The 16185-nt window shown below is 57.3% G+C and carries 11 protein-coding genes; 9 read left to right on the top strand and 2 right to left on the bottom strand.

What is annotated here, in order from left to right; translation table 11 throughout:
* Window position 1 precedes the first annotated feature (1 nt).
* From IAE48_RS07330 to IAE48_RS07320, 3 genes are read left to right on the top strand one after another with little or no spacing between them, the layout of a single operon-like run.
* Window positions 2-955 carry an ABC transporter permease gene (locus IAE48_RS07330; protein WP_200133941.1) on the top strand — a complete coding sequence of 318 codons (954 nt, stop codon included), beginning with the start codon at window positions 2-4 and terminating at the stop codon, window positions 953-955.
* Between the two features lie 16 nt (window positions 956-971).
* A complete protein-coding gene (locus IAE48_RS07325; protein WP_042713503.1) occupies window positions 972-2609 on the top strand; it encodes an FGGY-family carbohydrate kinase in 1638 nt (545 codons plus the stop codon).
* A gap of 50 nt (window positions 2610-2659) precedes the next feature.
* Window positions 2660-3208 (top strand): SIS domain-containing protein, encoded by a 549-nt coding sequence (locus IAE48_RS07320; protein ID WP_370568985.1) that lies wholly within the window; start codon window positions 2660-2662, stop codon window positions 3206-3208.
* A 137-nt stretch (window positions 3209-3345) separates the two neighbouring features.
* Here IAE48_RS07320 and putA read toward each other — a convergent pair whose 3' ends face one another.
* Window positions 3346-7308 (bottom strand): trifunctional transcriptional regulator/proline dehydrogenase/L-glutamate gamma-semialdehyde dehydrogenase, encoded by a 3963-nt coding sequence (gene putA / locus IAE48_RS07315; protein ID WP_200133939.1) that lies wholly within the window; start codon window positions 7306-7308, stop codon window positions 3346-3348.
* Window positions 7309-7725: 417 nt separating this feature from the next.
* Here putA and putP point away from each other — a divergent pair, with 417 nt between their 5' ends.
* Window positions 7726-9234, top strand: a complete 1509-nt coding sequence (gene putP / locus IAE48_RS07310) for a sodium/proline symporter PutP (protein ID WP_094420265.1) — start codon at window positions 7726-7728, stop codon at window positions 9232-9234.
* Window positions 9235-9333: 99 nt separating this feature from the next.
* On the top strand, window positions 9334-9762 hold the full coding sequence (locus IAE48_RS07305) for a DUF3574 domain-containing protein (RefSeq protein WP_042713518.1): 429 nt from the start codon (window positions 9334-9336) through the stop codon (window positions 9760-9762).
* 39 nt (window positions 9763-9801) lie between these two features.
* On the opposite strand, the gene IAE48_RS07300 is transcribed toward IAE48_RS07305, so the two are convergent.
* Entirely contained in the window at window positions 9802-10986 is a 1185-nt protein-coding gene (locus IAE48_RS07300) for a NupC/NupG family nucleoside CNT transporter (RefSeq protein WP_200133938.1), read from the bottom strand.
* Between the two features lie 281 nt (window positions 10987-11267).
* On the opposite strand from IAE48_RS07300, the gene efeU reads away from it, so the two are divergent.
* The 4 genes from efeU (at window position 11268) to phoH (ending at window position 15887) form a co-directional block, all read left to right on the top strand.
* The gene (gene efeU, locus IAE48_RS07295; protein WP_023481492.1) at window positions 11268-12101 is read left to right on the top strand and encodes an iron uptake transporter permease EfeU; all 834 of its coding nucleotides are present in this window, start codon (window positions 11268-11270) and stop codon (window positions 12099-12101) included.
* A 49-nt stretch (window positions 12102-12150) separates the two neighbouring features.
* Entirely contained in the window at window positions 12151-13278 is a 1128-nt protein-coding gene (efeO, locus tag IAE48_RS07290; protein ID WP_200133937.1) for an iron uptake system protein EfeO, read from the top strand.
* Window positions 13279-13280: 2 nt separating this feature from the next.
* Window positions 13281-14564, top strand: coding sequence for an iron uptake transporter deferrochelatase/peroxidase subunit (gene efeB / locus IAE48_RS07285; protein ID WP_200133936.1), 1284 nt, complete (start codon window positions 13281-13283; stop codon window positions 14562-14564).
* A 534-nt stretch (window positions 14565-15098) separates the two neighbouring features.
* Complete coding sequence (gene phoH / locus IAE48_RS07280; protein ID WP_023481530.1) at window positions 15099-15887, top strand: phosphate starvation-inducible protein PhoH; 789 nt, start codon at window positions 15099-15101, stop codon at window positions 15885-15887.
* Window positions 15888-16185 lie beyond the last annotated feature (298 nt).

Raw genomic sequence — 16185 nt, 5'->3', positions numbered from 1 at the left:
GATGAAATCCATCGTCCGAATTCTGCCCGGTGATGCCATCATCCGCTTGCAGTGCGTGATTATTGTCGTCGTCGCGCTGATCTTCTCTTTCCTGCTCGGCGGGCGCTTTTTCAGCGTCGCTAACTTCCAGTCCATCGGAGCGCAGTTGCCGATCCTCGGCATGCTGGCGCTCGGCATGGGGATAACCATGCTCACCGGCGGTATCAACCTGTCGATCATTGCCGGAGCCAACGCCTGTTCACTGGTGATGGCGGCGGTGATTGTGATGCACCCGGATAATCCGCTCTTTCTGGCATTAGCCCTGTTTGCCGGGCTGCTGACGGCGGTAGCGATTGGCGTGCTGAACGGCACCCTGGTCGCCTGGGTAGGCGTCTCGCCGATCCTCGCTACCCTCGGCACCATGACGCTTATCTCCGGGCTCAATATCTTGCTCTCTAACGGCACGGTGATCTCCGGCTTCCCGGCGGCGATCCAGTACCTCGGGAATGCCACGATTGTTGGTATTCCGGTGGCACTGCTGCTCTTTTTAGTGGTGGCCTTATTGCTTTGGGTGCTGCTGGAGCACACCACGCTCGGGCGCAGCCTCTACCTGGTGGGCTCCAACGAGCAGGCAACGCGCTACAGCGGTGTCAACACCGTGCGTGTGCAGATTGCGGTGTATGTTATCTCCGCGCTGCTCGGCTGGGTTGCCGCTATTCTGATGATGGCGAAATTTAACTCCGCGAAAGCGGGGTATGGCGAATCCTATCTTCTGGTAACCATTCTGGCCTCGGTGCTCGGCGGCATTAACCCGGACGGCGGCTTTGGTCGCGTGCTCGGGCTGGTGCTGGCGCTGGTGGTGCTGCAGATGCTGGAAAGTGGCTTTAATTTATTAGGTATCAGCAGTTATCTGACGATGGCGCTCTGGGGCGCAGTGCTGATCCTCTTTATCGCATTACAGAATCGTAAAGCCTGATTTCGGGAGAAAAAAAATGGCGAGCTACTTTATTGGTGTGGATGTAGGGACCGGCAGCGCCCGCGCGGGCATCTTTGACCTGACGGGCCGGATGGTCAGCCAGGCCAGCAGGAGCATTGAGATCTATCGCCCGCAGGCCGATTTCGTCGAGCAATCCTCCGACAACATCTGGCAGGCGGTCTGTAACGCCGTGCGCGATGCCATCAATCAGGCCGATATCAACCCGATTCAGGTCAAAGGGCTGGGCTTCGACGCCACCTGTTCGCTGGTAGTGCTGGATAAACAGGGCAACCCGCTGACCATCAGCCCCTCCGGGCGCAGCGAACAGAACATTATCGTGTGGATGGATCACCGCGCCATTGCGCAGGCGGATCGCATCAACGCCACCCATCATCGGGTGCTGGATTATGTCGGCGGCATTATCTCCCCGGAGATGCAGACGCCAAAATTGCTGTGGCTGAAACAGCACATGCCGAACACTTGGGCGAACGCGGGCTTCTTCTTCGATCTCCCCGATTTTCTGACCTGGCGCGCCACTGGCGATGACACCCGTTCGCTCTGCTCGACGGTGTGTAAATGGACCTATATGGGCCATGAAGATAAGTGGGATACCAGCTACTTCCGCCAGATTGGCCTTGAAGATCTGCTCGAACATGATGCGGAGAAAATTGGCCGCTACGTGAAAACGATGGGTGAACCGCTTGGGCGCGGACTGTCGCAGCGCGCTGCTACCGAGATGGGGCTGATGCCGGGCACGGCGGTTAGCGTATCGATTATCGACGCTCACGCCGGTACGCTGGGCACGCTTGGTGCCAGCGGTCCGTCGGGTGAGATGGCGGATTTTGACCGCCGCGTTGCGTTGATTGGCGGCACCTCCACCGGGCATATGGCGATTTCACCGCAGGCGCGCTTTATCGGCGGCGTCTGGGGGCCTTACTACTCGGCGGTGTTGCCGGGCTACTGGCTGAACGAGGGCGGGCAGTCGGCAACCGGGGCGCTGATCGACCACGTTATTCAGTCTCACCCCTGTTACGATACGCTGCTCGCGCAGGCTAAAACCCAGGGGCAGACCATTTATGAAGTGCTCAATGCGCTGCTGCGTAAAATGGCGGGCGAGCCGGAGAATATCGCCTTTCTGACCCGCGATATTCATATCCTGCCGTACTTCCACGGCAACCGCTCGCCGCGCGCTAACCCGACGCTGACCGGCGTGATTAGCGGGCTGAAACTGTCGCGCACGCCGGAAGATATGGCGCTGCACTACCTGGCGACTATTCAGGCTATCGCCCTCGGTACGCGGCATATTATCGAAACCATGAATCAAAGCGGTTACAGCATTGATACGGTAATGGCGAGCGGCGGCGGCACCAAAAATCCGATCTTTGTACAGGAGCACGCCAATGCCACCGGCTGCGCGATGCTGCTGCCGGAGGAGAGCGAAGCGATGCTGCTCGGCGGGGCGATGATGGGCACCATTGCGGCCGGTGTGTTTGACAGCTTCCCGGAAGCGATGTCGGCGATGAGCCGCATTGGTAAAACCGTGACGCCGCAGACTAACCGCATCAAGCTTTACTACGATCGTAAATACACCGTCTTCCATGAGATGTACGCGGATCATATGAAGTACCGCGCATTGATGCAGGAGGAGGCATGAGCGAAAGCTGGCTGCAGGCGTGCGACGCCTGGCGCATCTACAGCGAAGAGATGGCGGCGCTGAGCCGCCATCTTGATCCCGCGACCTGGACGGCGTTGATGGCTGAACTGCGCGGCTGCAAGGGAAAGGTTGTGGTTACCGGTGTGGGCACCTCCGGTATTGCGGCGCGTAAAATCGCCCATATGCTGGCCTGTGTCGAGCGCCCGGCTATCTATCTGAACGCCACCGATGCCGCGCACGGCGATCTCGGTTTTGTCGGGCCAGACGATCTGGTGATTATGCTCTCGCGCGGCGGCAACTCGGAGGAGTTAACGCGGTTGCTGCCGGGCCTGGCGATGAAAGATACGCCGATCCTCTGCGTGACGGAAAACCCCTCCTCGGCGATAGCGCTGGCATCAAGGCTGGTGATCTCCACCGGCGTGCAGCGCGAGATCGATCCGCTCAATATGTTGGCCACCACCTCCATTGTGCTGGTGCTGGCGATTTTTGATGCCGCCTGCGCCTGCCTGATGAGCGAAAGCGGGTACTCGAAAGAGACATTGCTCGCCGTGCACCCCGGCGGAGATGTCGGTTTAACGCTACGAAAAAAAGCGCCGTAAGGCGCTTTTTTATTACAACGATTCTGCCATTTCTGACGCTCTGCCGGATGGTGGCTAACGCCTTATCCGGCCTACAAATGCGGTTCAAATCCACACCGTAGGCCCGATAAGCGCAGCGCCATCGGGCATTCATCAACTTAACCAATCGTCATCAGGCTAGCGTTGCCACCGGCCGCTGCGGTGTTGACGCTGAGCGAGCGCTCCAGCCACAGGCGTTCGAGCAGGATATTGGTTTCACCCCGCGCAAAGCCCTGAACGGAGACAATCGCGCCATCGCGTGCCGCAACGCTTTCGCACAGATGCACCAGCTGATCGGAGTCGCCGTGGAAGATCACCGCGTCAAACGGCTGCGCCATCAGGCTTTCCGCTTTGGCGAATGTGATCCGCTGGCTGACGGTTTCCGGCAGTTGCTTAGCCAGATCGCGATGCAGCGTGTCATCCTGCCACAGCGCCTGGCTTCCCGAGGCCAGCACGGCGGCAAGCTGCACCAGCGCATCCTGCTCGTTATCGGCCACGCACAATACGCGATCGCGCGGTGCCAGCGTCCAGCTGTTGCGCTCCCCGGTTGGGCCTGGCAGCAGGCGCTGCGTACCCGCCTGCGCCAGTTCGCTGAACTGCTCGCACACCTTGTGTAATTCCGGGCGCTGCGTAGCGGCCCACGCGGTCAGTGCTGCCAGCGGCTGGGTCAGCACGGTTTTCACCTGCGCATCCAGCGGGCGCTCGGCGTCGTGACGGGTAAGCGTCTTCAGCACCGCATTCTCCGGGCGGCTGCTCAGCAGGCGATAGAGATAGAGCGGCCCACCGGCTTTTGGCCCGGTGCCCGACAACCCTTCGCCGCCAAATGGCTGCACGCCAACCACTGCGCCGACCATGTTACGGTTCACGTAGAGGTTACCCACGTGAGCATTGCCGGTGACCTGCGCGATGGTTTCATCAATACGCGTGTGAACACCCAGCGTCAGACCGTAGCCGGATGCATTAATCTGCTCCAGCAGCTGATCGAGCTGGTTACGTGAATAACGCACCACGTGTAGCACTGGGCCGAAGATCTCTTTTTTCAGCTCGTCAAAGCTTTCCAGTTCGATCAGCGTTGGCGGCACAAACGTGCCGGTGCGCCACTCGCGGGCATCTTCGCTATTTTCACGCACTGCCTGGTAGACGGTGCGGCCTTTCGCCTGCATCGCCTGAATATGTTTTTCAATATTGGCTTTGGCTTCAGCATCAATTACCGGCCCAATATCGGTGGAGAGGCGTCCCGGATTACCCATCCGGCACTCTGCCATCGCGCCACGCAGCATGGTCAGCGTATGGTCAGCAATATCCTCCTGCAGACAGAGCACGCGCAGCGCCGAGCAGCGCTGGCCAGCGCTATCAAATGCCGAGGCGACCACATCAATCACCACCTGTTCCGTCAGCGCCGAGGAGTCGACAATCATCGCGTTCATACCGCCCGTTTCGGCGATAAGCGGCGTCGGGCGACCCTGGGCATCCAGCCGGGTGGCGATGTTGCGTTGCAGGAGCGTGGCGACATCGGTCGAGCCGGTAAACATCACCCCACGCACGCGGGCATCGCCGGTCAGCTGTGCGCCCACCGTCTCACCGCGGCCTGGCAGCAGTTGCAGCACGCCTGCCGGTACGCCCGCTTCAAGCAGGATCCTCACACCCTGAGCGGCAATCAGCGGGGTTTGCTCCGCCGGTTTTGCCAGCACGCTGTTACCGGCCGCCAGCGCGGCGGCAATCTGCCCGGTAAAGATCGCCAGCGGGAAGTTCCACGGGCTGATACAGACCACCGGCCCAAGCGGGCGATGGGTCTCATTATCGAAATCGCTGCTGACCTGGCCTGCGTAGTAGTGCAGGAAATCGACCGCTTCACGCACTTCCGCAATCGCGTTGCTGAAGGTTTTGCCCGCTTCGCGCACCAGAATACCAATCAGCGTTTGCAGGTTGTCTTCCATCAGCACCGCGGCGCGCTGCAGGATGGCACCGCGCTCCTGCGGAGGCGTAGCAAACCAGATCGGCGCATGGTTCACCGCGTGCTCCAGCGCCTGGTTCACCTGCGCTTCGCTTGCTTCCACCACGTAACCGACAACATCTTTCGGCTCTGCCGGGTTGATCACCGCAATCGCTTCGCCCTCCATTACCGCCTCTTCGAGCATCGGGTGGGCATACCACTTCTGCGCCGCGCTGTTGAGCAGGGCTGAAGATAGAGAGGCCAGGCGGTGTTCGTTCGCCAGATCGAGACCAGCCGAGTTGATGCGGCCTTCGCCATAGAGCGCGCGTGGCAGGGCGATTTTCGGATGCGGCAGGCCAACCTGGCCCTCCTGGGCGGCGAGTTTTTCCACTTCCGTAACCGGGTCGGCGACCAGCGCATCGAGCGGCAGGGTGTTATCCGCAATGCGGTTAACAAACGAGGTGTTAGCACCGTTTTCCAGCAGACGGCGCACCAGGTAGGCCAGCAGGGTTTCATGGGTACCGACCGGGGCGTAAATACGGCACGGGCGGTTAAGCTTACCATCGGCGACTTTACCGACCACCTGCTCATAGAGCGGTTCGCCCATACCGTGCAGGCACTGGAACTCATACTGGCCCGGATAGTAGTTCTGCCCGGCCAGCTGGTAGATCGCCGCCAGCGTGTGGGCGTTGTGGGTCGCAAACTGCGGATAGATCAGGTTCGGCACCGCCAGCAGTTTTTTCGCGCAGGCAAGATAAGAGACATCGGTATAGACCTTACGGGTGTAGACCGGGTAGCCCTCAAGGCCTTCCATCTGCGCACGCTTAATTTCGCTGTCCCAGTAGGCACCTTTCACCAGGCGGATCATCAGGCGGCGACGGCTGCGGGTTGCCAGTTCAATCAGGTAATCAATCACAAACGGGCAGCGCTTCTGATAAGCCTGAATTACAAAGCCGATGCCATTCCAGCCCGCCAGCTCTGGCTCGAAGCAGAGTTTTTCCAGCAGATCGAGGGAGATCTCCAGCCGGTCAGCCTCTTCAGCATCGATATTGATACCGATATCGTACTGACGCGCCAGCAGGGTCAAGGATTTCAGACGTGGATAGAGTTCGTCCATCACGCGGTCGTACTGCGCGCGGCTGTAGCGCGGATGCAGAGCGGAGAGCTTGATGGAGATGCCCGGCCCTTCATAGATGCCGCGACCGTTCGAGGCTTTACCAATGGCGTGGATCGCCTGCTGGTAAGAGACCATATAGGCCTGCGCATCGGCGGCGGTCAGCGCCGCTTCGCCGAGCATATCGTAGGAGTAACGGAACCCTTTCTCTTCAAGCTTACGGGCGTTGGCCAGCGCTTCAGCGATGGTCTCGCCGGTAACAAACTGCTCGCCCATCAGCCGCATCGCCATATCGACCCCTTTACGGATCAGCGGCTCGCCGCTCTTGCCGATAATGCGGTTCAGCGAACTGGAGAGATTGGCTTCGTTATGAGTAGAGACCAGGCGGCCGGTAAACAGCAGCCCCCAGGTAGCGGCGTTCACAAACAGTGAGGCGCTGCGGCCAATATGGGACTGCCAGTTACCGTTACTGATTTTGTCGCGGATCAGCGCATCGCGCGTCGCTTTATCAGGAATACGCAGCAGCGCTTCGGCGAGGCACATCAGCGCTACGCCCTCCTGCGAGGAGAGGGAGAACTCCTGCAACAGGCTCTGCACCATGCCCGCGCGGCCGGTCGCGGTTTTTTGATTACGCAATTTTTCTGCCAGCTGGTAGGCCAGCTTATGGGCACTCTCGGCCACCGGCTGCGGCAGGCGCGCCTGCTCAAGCAGCATCGGCACGGCATCGGTTTCTGCCCAGCGCCAGGCGCTGGTGATCGCGGCGCGGGAGACCGACTGCGGCAGGATCTGCTCGGCAAAGTCGAGGAACGGCTGCGGGCTTTCGTCAATTACCGCGCTGGTCTCCTCTTCCTGCACGCTATGCGCCTGGGCGCCAGCAAGCTCAGGTAATCCTTCGCTGCTCTCCAGCTTTTCGAGGAAATTAAAAATCGCTTGTTTAATTAACCAGTGCGGCGTGCGGTCAATAGTCGCTGCGGCAGCTTTAATCCTTTCGCGCGTGGCGTCGTCAAGCTTAACCCCCATGGTGGTGGTGCCCATGCGTTGCTCCTGTTTATTTGGTTTTTTGCACATTAGGCTGAAATATCCACCATGTTGCAACTTTGTGCAACCTTGTTAATTGTGAGCTGGCTGGCAAGGTTAGAAATGAATGAATTGTTAATTAACTAAGCAGGTAACAGGAACGATGTAATCTGCTGCGAAGCCAGGATTTATGCGGTTGCTAACACTTTTCAAAGGTGCAACCTTTAAAAATGTGATGGAGTGCAACCTATAACAAAATCCTATTCGCGATGGGATATCTTCGATGTAAATGGTGTGTTAAATCAATTGTGAATAACGGAGGGTTCCGGCAGGATACGGGCGCTTCTAATAATACATACGCACCGTCGCTACGTTCCGGCGATGGATAAAAGCGGCAAAGTGACTTTGTCGACGAAGATCCTGGAGACTATTTTGATGGCAATAAGCACACCGATGATGGTGACCTTTCTTATTTATATCTTTGGCATGATCCTGATCGGTTTTATTGCCTGGCGATCAACAAAAAACTTTGATGACTATATTCTCGGCGGTCGAAGTCTCGGCCCATTAGTGACGGCGTTATCGGCCGGTGCCTCTGATATGAGCGGCTGGCTGCTGATGGGGCTGCCGGGAGCGATCTTTATCTCCGGCATCTCTGAAAGCTGGATTGCGATTGGCCTCACAGTTGGTGCCTGGGTCAACTGGAAGCTGGTGGCGGGGCGCCTGCGCGTTCACACCGAAGCGAACAATAACGCCCTGACGCTGCCGGATTACTTCACCGGGCGGTTTGAAGATAACAGCCGTCTGCTGCGCATTATCTCGGCGGTGGTGATTCTGGTCTTCTTCACCATCTACTGTGCTTCCGGCATTGTGGCGGGTGCGCGTCTGTTCGAAAGCACCTTCGGCATGAGCTACGAAACGGCGCTGTGGGCCGGTGCGGCGGCAACGATTATTTATACCTTTATCGGCGGTTTCCTTGCGATTAGCTGGACCGACACCGTGCAGGCCAGCCTGATGATCTTCGCCCTGATCCTCACCCCGGTGATTGTGATTATCTCCGTCGGCGGTTTTGGCGATTCGCTGGAAGTGATCAAGCAGAAGAGCATTGAAAACGTCGATATGCTCAAAGGCCTCAACTTTGTCGCCATCGTCTCGCTGATGGGCTGGGGGCTGGGCTACTTCGGTCAGCCGCACATTCTGGCGCGCTTTATGGCGGCCGATTCCCACCACACTATTGTGCATGCACGTCGCATCAGCATGACCTGGATGATCCTCTGCCTCGCGGGCGCGGTGGCGGTCGGTTTCTTCGGTATTGCCTACTTTGATACCAACCCGTCGCTGGCAGGCGCGGTAAACCAGAATGCCGAGCGCGTCTTTATTGAGCTGGCGCAGCTGCTGTTTAACCCATGGATTGCCGGGATCCTGCTCTCGGCGATCCTCGCGGCGGTGATGTCGACCCTGAGCTGCCAGCTGCTGGTCTGCTCCAGCGCGATTACGGAAGATTTCTACAAAGCGTTCCTGCGTAAAGACGCTAGCCAGAAAGAGCTGGTGTGGGTTGGCCGTGCGATGGTGCTGGTGGTCGCGCTGGTGGCGATTGCGCTGGCGGCAAACCCGGAAAACCGCGTGCTTGGCCTGGTAAGCTATGCGTGGGCCGGTTTCGGTGCGGCGTTTGGCCCGGTGGTGCTGCTCTCGGTGATGTGGTCACGCATGACGCGTAACGGCGCGCTGGCGGGGATGATTATCGGCGCGGTCACCGTTATCGTCTGGAAACACTTCGGCTGGCTGGGCCTGTATGAAATCATCCCGGGTTTCATCTTCGGCAGCCTCGGCATTGTGGTCTTCAGCCTGATCGGTAAAGCGCCGTCTGCCGCCATGCAGCAGCGCTTCGCCGAGGCGGATGCCCACTACCACTCTGCGCCGCCGGTTCGCGCGCAGGCGAAGTAAATATTGCTATGAATAAAACCCGCTGCGGCGGGTTTTTTTGTTGCTAAATCATGAGGATTACGTTGATATCTTCCAACAACTAACCGTGAGGGCAGGGGAATGAAAACAATAAAAGTGGCTATGGCATTGATGGTGGCAGGTCTGCTGGCGGGCTGTAATGCACCGGCGCAAAAGCCGCAACCAATGGCGCAACAGTGCGCACCGGCGGATCGCATGCAGCAAACGACGCTCTATTTCGGCCTTAATCGCCCGGCAGGTAAAGCGATTACCGCCGAGGAGTGGCAGCAGTTTGTCGATGGCGACGTGACGCCGCGTTTTCGTGAGGGGTTAACGGTGTTTGATGCGCGCGGCCAGTGGCTTGGCAACAATGGCAAAGTGGCGCGGGAGCCGAGTAAAGCGCTGATGCTGATCCACGCTGTGGATGCGCAAAGCGATAAAAAGATTGATGAGCTGCGCGGAGTCTATAAATCACGTTTCGCCCAGGAGTCGGTGATGCGCGTCGATCAACCGGTCTGCGTACAGTTCTGACACACTCCCTCTCCCGCAACGGGAGAGGGACATCACACCTTAGAGCACCACGCCGGCAAACGCCGCGGAGAGCAGGCTCACCAGCGTCGCGCCATACACCAGACGCAGGCCGAAACGCGAAACCGCATTACCCTGCTGCTCATTCAGCCCCTTGATGGCACCCGCGACGATGCCGATGGAGGCAAAGTTGGCGAAAGAGACCAGGAAGACCGAAAGAATGCCCAGCCCGCGCGGGCTCATCTGCGCCGCGACCTTTTGCAGTTCAATCATCGCCACAAACTCATTCGCCACCAGCTTGGTTGCCATAATGCTGCCAGCCGGGAGCGCATCACTTAGCGGGATGCCGATCAGCCACGCCAGCGGATAGAAGACGTAGCCAAGCAACTGCTGGAAGCTGATGCCAAACAGCGTTGAGAAGAGGGCGTTAACGGCGCTGATCAGCGCAATAAAGCCAATCAGCATCGCCAGAATAATCATCGCCACTTTAAAACCGGCAAGGATGTATTCACCGAGCATTTCGAAGAAGCTTTGCGATTCATGCAGCTTCTCCAGCTTGATCTCCGCTTCCTCCTGCCCGCGCGACGGGTTGATCACCGACAGGATGATAAAGGTGCTGAACATATTGAGCAGCAGCGCCGCGACCACATATTTCGCATCGAGCATCGTCATATAGGCACCGACAATCGACAGCGATACTGTCGACATTGCCGTCGCCGCCATGGTGAACATCCGGCGTGAAGAGAGATCCGCCAGAATGCCTTTATAAGCAATAAAGTTCTCCGACTGGCCGAGGATCAGCGAACTGACGGCGTTGAAGGACTCCAGCTTACCCATGCCGTTAAGTTTCGAGAGCAGTGTCCCAATCAGGCGAATAAAGATCGGCAGAATACGCCAGTGCTGCAAAATGCCAATCAGCGCCGAGATAAAGACGATAGGGCAGAGGACGCCGAGGAAGATAAACGCCAGCCCTTTTTCGCTCATGCCGCCAAAGACAAATCCGGTTCCTTCGGCGGCGAATTTCAGCAGCACCTCAAAGAAGCCGGAGACATATTTAATCAGCGTTAACCCGCTCTGGGCATGTAAAAAGAACCAGGCCAGCGCCAGTTCGATCACAATCAGTTGCAGGATGAAACGAAACGGAATGCGCTTGCGGTCAAAACTCACCAGCCAGGCCAGCGCGAGGATCACCACCAGCGCCAGCAGAAAATGTAAAAAATTGAGCATAGTTGGGTGTAGCCAGGTAAACGAAACGGGCGTTTATTTAGCCACAGGCGTGAGGGACGGTAAACAGAAAGATAATGCTTCGTTAGCTAACTTTTTTCTGCTTTTCAACGGCTTCTGCATAAGGTTATGGGGAGAGTCGTTAGCCTGCTAGCTGGTTACATCCGGTTATCATTCTCAACATATTTTTCGCTTGAGTTTCTTCTTAGCGTAATGATAATCACTATCAATGCAATTTACCTTTCTTTGCAACCATTGACGGTGCATAACACAAAGGCGGTTCTATGTTTGTCCCATTCCTTATTATGTTGCGTGAAGGCCTGGAAGCGGCGCTGATTGTAAGCCTGATTGCCAGTTATCTAAAACGCACCCAACGCGGACGCTGGATCAGCGTAATGTGGGTCGGCGTGTTTCTCGCCGCCGCGCTCTGTCTGGGGCTTGGCATCGCCATTAATGAAACCACCGGCGAGTTCCCGCAAAGAGAGCAGGAGCTATTTGAGGGAATCGTCGCGGCGATTGCGGTAGTGATCCTCACATGGATGGTGTTCTGGATGCGCCGCGTGTCGCGCAACGTCAAAGTGCAGCTGGAGCAGGCCGTCGATACCGCGCTGGCGCGCAGCAATAACCACGGCTGGGCACTGATCCTGATGGTCTTCTTCGCCGTCGCCCGTGAAGGGCTGGAGTCAGTCTTCTTCCTGCTGGCGGCGTTTCAACAAGATGTCGGCATCTGGCCGCCGCTCGGTGCCGTGCTTGGCCTTGCCACCGCCGTAGTGCTCGGTTTTCTGCTCTACTGGGGCGGCGTGCGCCTCAATCTCGGCGCGTTTTTCAAATGGACCAGCCTGTTTATTCTTTTCGTTGCCGCCGGGCTTGCCGCGGGCGCGATCCGCGCTTTCCACGAAGCGGGCTTGTGGAACCACTTCCAGGATGTGGCCTTTGATTTAAGTAACGTGCTGACCACCCATTCGCTGACCGGCACGCTGCTGGAGGGCATTTTTGGTTACCAGGAGACGCCAAGCGTCAGCGAAGTGGCAGTCTATTTCCTCTATTTGATCCCGGCGCTGGTGCTGTTTGTTATGCCGCCGCGTGCCGGTGCGCAGCCCTCCCGCGCTGCGCCGTAAGCCTCTATAACGATTCTTAGTTACAACACACTTATTAAAGGGAAGGGTCATGGCAATTCTTTTTCGACGTAGCGCAGTACAACTCGGGGTCGCCGCGCTGATGGCGTGCGCGTTCGGGGCACAGGCAGCGGATGTGCCGCAGGTTAAAGTGACGGTGACGGATAAGCAGTGCGAACCGATGAACCTGACGGTCAACGCCGGCAAAACGCAGTTTGTAATCCTCAACCACAGCCAGAAAGCGCTGGAGTGGGAGATCCTTAAAGGCGTGATGGTAGTTGAAGAGCGCGAAAACATCGCGCCGGGCTTCAGTCAGAAGCTTACCGCCAACCTCCAGCCGGGCGAATATGAGATGACCTGCGGCCTGTTAACCAACCCGAAAGGGAAATTAGTGGTCAAAGGTGAAGCGACGGCTGACGCGGCGAAAGGCGATGCACTGCTGAGCCTTGGCGAAGCGATCACCGCCTATAAAGCCTATGTCGTTGGCGAAACCGCGCAGCTGGTCTCCGGCACTAAAGCCTTTACTGATGCGGTGAAAGCGGGCGATATCGAAAAAGCGAAAGCGCTCTACGCGCCGACGCGCCAGCACTACGAGCGCATTGAGCCAATTGCTGAGCTCTTCTCCGATCTTGATGGCAGCATTGACGCCCGTGAAGATGATTACGAGCAGAAGGCCGCCGACCCGAAATTCACCGGTTTCCACCGCCTTGAGAAGGCGCTGTTTGGCGACAACAACGTCAAAGGCATGGCGAGCTATGCCGATAAGCTCAATCACGATGTGCTTGAACTGCAAACCCGCATTAACGAGCTGGCTTTCCCGCCGTCAAAAGTAGTGGGCGGCGCAGCCGGGCTGATTGAAGAGGTGGCAGCGAGCAAAATCAGTGGCGAAGAGGATCGTTACAGCCATACCGACCTGTGGGATTTCCAGGCCAATATCGAAGGCGCACAGAAGATTGTCGATCTGTTGCGTCCGCAGCTGCAAAAAGAGAACAGCGCGCTGCTTGCAAAAGTGGATGCCAACTTCAAGAAAGTGAATACCATTTTAGCGAAGTACCGCACCAAAACGGGCTTTGAGACCTATGACAAGCTGACCGATGCCGATCGTAATGCGCTGAAGGGGCCAATCACTACCCTGGCGGAAGATCTGGCGCAGCTGCGCGGCGTACTTGGACTGGATTAATAATGAAGCAGCATGATGAAAACGACGTCAGCGAACCTTCGCGGCGTCGGTTGTTAAAAGGGATGGGCGCGCTGGGTGGCGCGCTTGCTCTCGCCGGCGGTTGTCCGGTCGCCCATGCGGCAAAACCGCAAAGTGCGCCGGGAACATTGTCGCCCGATTCACGTATGGAAAAGCAGCCGTTTTACGGCGATCACCAGGCAGGCATCTTAACGCCGCAGCAGGCCTCGATGATGCTGGTGGCGTTTGATGTGCTGGCGGCGGATAAAGCCGATCTTATCCGCCTGTTTCGCCTGCTCACCGATCGTATTGCCTTCCTGACGGCGGGCGGCCCGGCGCCACAGACACCAAACCCTCGTCTGCCGCCGATGGATTCCGGCATTCTCGGGCCTTTTATCGCGCCGGATAACCTGACGATGACGGTCTCTGTCGGATCTGCGCTGTTTGATGAACGCTTCGGTCTCTCAGCGCATCAACCGAAGAAGCTGCAGAAGATGATGCGTTTCCCTAACGACTCGCTCGATGCCGCGCTTTGTCATGGCGATCTGCTACTGCAAATCTGCGCGAATACGCAGGACACGGTGATCCACGCCTTGCGCGATGTGATCAAGCACACGCCGGATCTGCTTAGCGTGCGCTGGAAGCGGGAAGGGTTTATCTCCGACCATGCCGCGCGCAGCCGCGGAAAAGAGACGCCGGTTAACCTGCTCGGCTTTAAAGATGGCACCGCGAACCCCGATAGCAGCAATGCGCCGCTGATGGATGAGATTGTCTGGGTGACCGGCGATCAGGGCGAGCCAGCATGGGCGGTAGGCGGCAGCTATCAGGCGGTGCGCATTATCCAGTTCCACGTTGAGTTCTGGGATCGCACGCCGCTGAAAGAGCAGCAGACCATTTTCGGGCGCGATAAACAGAGCGGCGCGCCGCTCGGCATGCAGCATGAGCACGATGTGCCCGATTACGCCAGCGATCCCGAGGGCAAGGTTATCGCCCTCGACAGCCATATCCGCCTGGCGAACCCGCGGACGAAAGAGACGCAGGCGAACCTGATGATGCGCCGGGGCTACAGCTACTCCCTCGGCGTCACCAACGCTGGCCAGCTCGATATGGGCCTGCTGTTTGTCTGTTACCAGCACGATCTGGAGAAAGGCTTCCTGACCGTGCAAAAAAGGCTTAATGGCGAAGCGCTAGAGGAGTATATCCGACCCATTGGCGGCGGTTTCTTCTTCGCGTTACCCGGCGTGAAGTCAACCCAGGGCTATCTTGCCCAGTCTCTTCTCGAAGCGTGAAGATCCTATCCTGCCCGTCCGGGCAGGATATTCTGTTATCTGTAGCAATTTGACATACTTTTTCTGCCATCCACGCATAATTTTAATGTATTAGAAAGTATCTGTTATATTTCTGTAATATTCATCGAAGAGACTCTGTGAAACGACGCAGGGTGTGTAGCTGTTAATGTTTGGTAAAAACATTGTTGCATTGATGCTACGCTTTAGATGAGCAGTTCATTCGGTTATCCCTGCGGTGATGAAGTCTTCTGGAGATCGCGGATGGTAAAGTGCTGTAGTGGACAGACAAAACGACCTCGCAAAACCCGGCCCGGGGAGCACACCTCCGGCAACGACTTTTTCACCCCTGATTTCTCCTCCTCCTGTTTTTTAACTCCTTCTGACGATGTGGCAGACGGTTTTGCTGTTCGTTGCGCCACATCATTTTCAAAGGCAAGCCATGGCTTACAAGGAAGCCAACCCTCAGACGTTCGTGCGCATAATCGCGTCGATTTCGATGCGTGTGATGTAAACCAACAACTCAAGGTGCTATCCATGGGAAGACAGAAAGCAGTGATCAAAGCTCGTCGTGAAGCGAAACGCGTGCTGAGACGTGATTCACGTAGCCATAAACAGCGTGAAGAAGAGTCGGTCACCTCGCTTGTGCAGATGAGTGGTGTAGAAGCAATTGGCATGGCGCGGGATTGCCGTGATAACTCTCCGATTGCTGCCCGCAATGAGGCTCAGGCGCATTATTTACATGCGATTGAGACTAAGCAGTTGATTTTCGCCACTGGCGAAGCGGGTTGTGGGAAAACGTGGATTAGCGCGGCGAAAGCTGCAGAGGCTCTGATCCATAAGGATGTGGAGCGGATTATCGTGACCCGGCCGGTCCTGCAAGCTGATGAAGATCTCGGCTTCTTACCCGGCGATATCTCGGAGAAGTTCGCACCCTATTTCCGGCCCGTCTATGACGTGCTGTTGAAACGTCTTGGTGCGTCCTTTATGCAATACTGCCTGCGCCCGGAAATTGGCAAGGTAGAGATCGCGCCGTTCGCCTATATGCGCGGACGTACGTTTGAAAATGCGGTGGTCATTCTTGACGAGGCCCAGAACGTCACCGCTGCGCAAATGAAGATGTTTTTGACGCGCCTCGGGGAAAACGTGACCGTGATTGTCAACGGCGATATCACCCAGTGCGATCTGCCCTCCGGTGTTAAATCGGGGCTGAGCGATGCACTGGCACGTTTTGAAGAGGACGAGATGATTGGTGTGGTGCGCTTTAATAAAGACGACTGCGTACGCTCCGCCCTCTGCCAGCGCACGTTGAAAGCCTACGATTAAGCGGTGCGCAAGATACAGTTAGCGTTAAAACCCGGGAAACCGGGTTTTATTTTTTGTGGGGCAGGGAAGTTGGCCGAGACGCGTAGGCCTGATAAGGCGTAGCCGCCATCAGGCACTGGCTCCGCTGCCGACGCGTGCACCGGGGGGATTGACTCGCTTCGCTCGCCCTGCGGGCAGCCCACTCGCTGTGCTCGTGGTCTGTCCAACGGGTTTCACCCGTTGTCGAACCCCGGTCGGGGATTCTTATCCCCCTGTTCGGGGAATATAAAAGAAAAAAGCCCGTACTTTCGTACAGGCT

Source organism: Kosakonia sp. S57 (genome assembly GCF_016516575.1).
GTDB classification, from domain to species: domain Bacteria; phylum Pseudomonadota; class Gammaproteobacteria; order Enterobacterales; family Enterobacteriaceae; genus Kosakonia; species Kosakonia cowanii.
This window is presented reverse-complemented; position numbering and strand designations above follow the sequence as displayed.

Coding starts and splice junctions, on each gene's coding strand:
- phoH (WP_023481530.1), top strand. CDS start 15,099: ATGGGAAGACAGAAAGCAGTGATCAAAGCTCGTCGTGAAGCGAAACGC.
- efeU (WP_023481492.1), top strand. CDS start 11,268: ATGTTTGTCCCATTCCTTATTATGTTGCGTGAAGGCCTGGAAGCGGCG.
- efeO (WP_200133937.1), top strand. CDS start 12,151: ATGGCAATTCTTTTTCGACGTAGCGCAGTACAACTCGGGGTCGCCGCG.
- efeB (WP_200133936.1), top strand. CDS start 13,281: ATGAAGCAGCATGATGAAAACGACGTCAGCGAACCTTCGCGGCGTCGG.
- IAE48_RS07320 (WP_370568985.1), top strand. CDS start 2,660: ATGGCGGCGCTGAGCCGCCATCTTGATCCCGCGACCTGGACGGCGTTG.
- IAE48_RS07300 (WP_200133938.1), bottom strand. CDS start 10,986: ATGCTCAATTTTTTACATTTTCTGCTGGCGCTGGTGGTGATCCTCGCG.
- IAE48_RS07325 (WP_042713503.1), top strand. CDS start 972: ATGGCGAGCTACTTTATTGGTGTGGATGTAGGGACCGGCAGCGCCCGC.
- IAE48_RS07305 (WP_042713518.1), top strand. CDS start 9,334: ATGAAAACAATAAAAGTGGCTATGGCATTGATGGTGGCAGGTCTGCTG.
- putP (WP_094420265.1), top strand. CDS start 7,726: ATGGCAATAAGCACACCGATGATGGTGACCTTTCTTATTTATATCTTT.
- IAE48_RS07330 (WP_200133941.1), top strand. CDS start 2: ATGAAATCCATCGTCCGAATTCTGCCCGGTGATGCCATCATCCGCTTG.
- putA (WP_200133939.1), bottom strand. CDS start 7,308: ATGGGCACCACCACCATGGGGGTTAAGCTTGACGACGCCACGCGCGAA.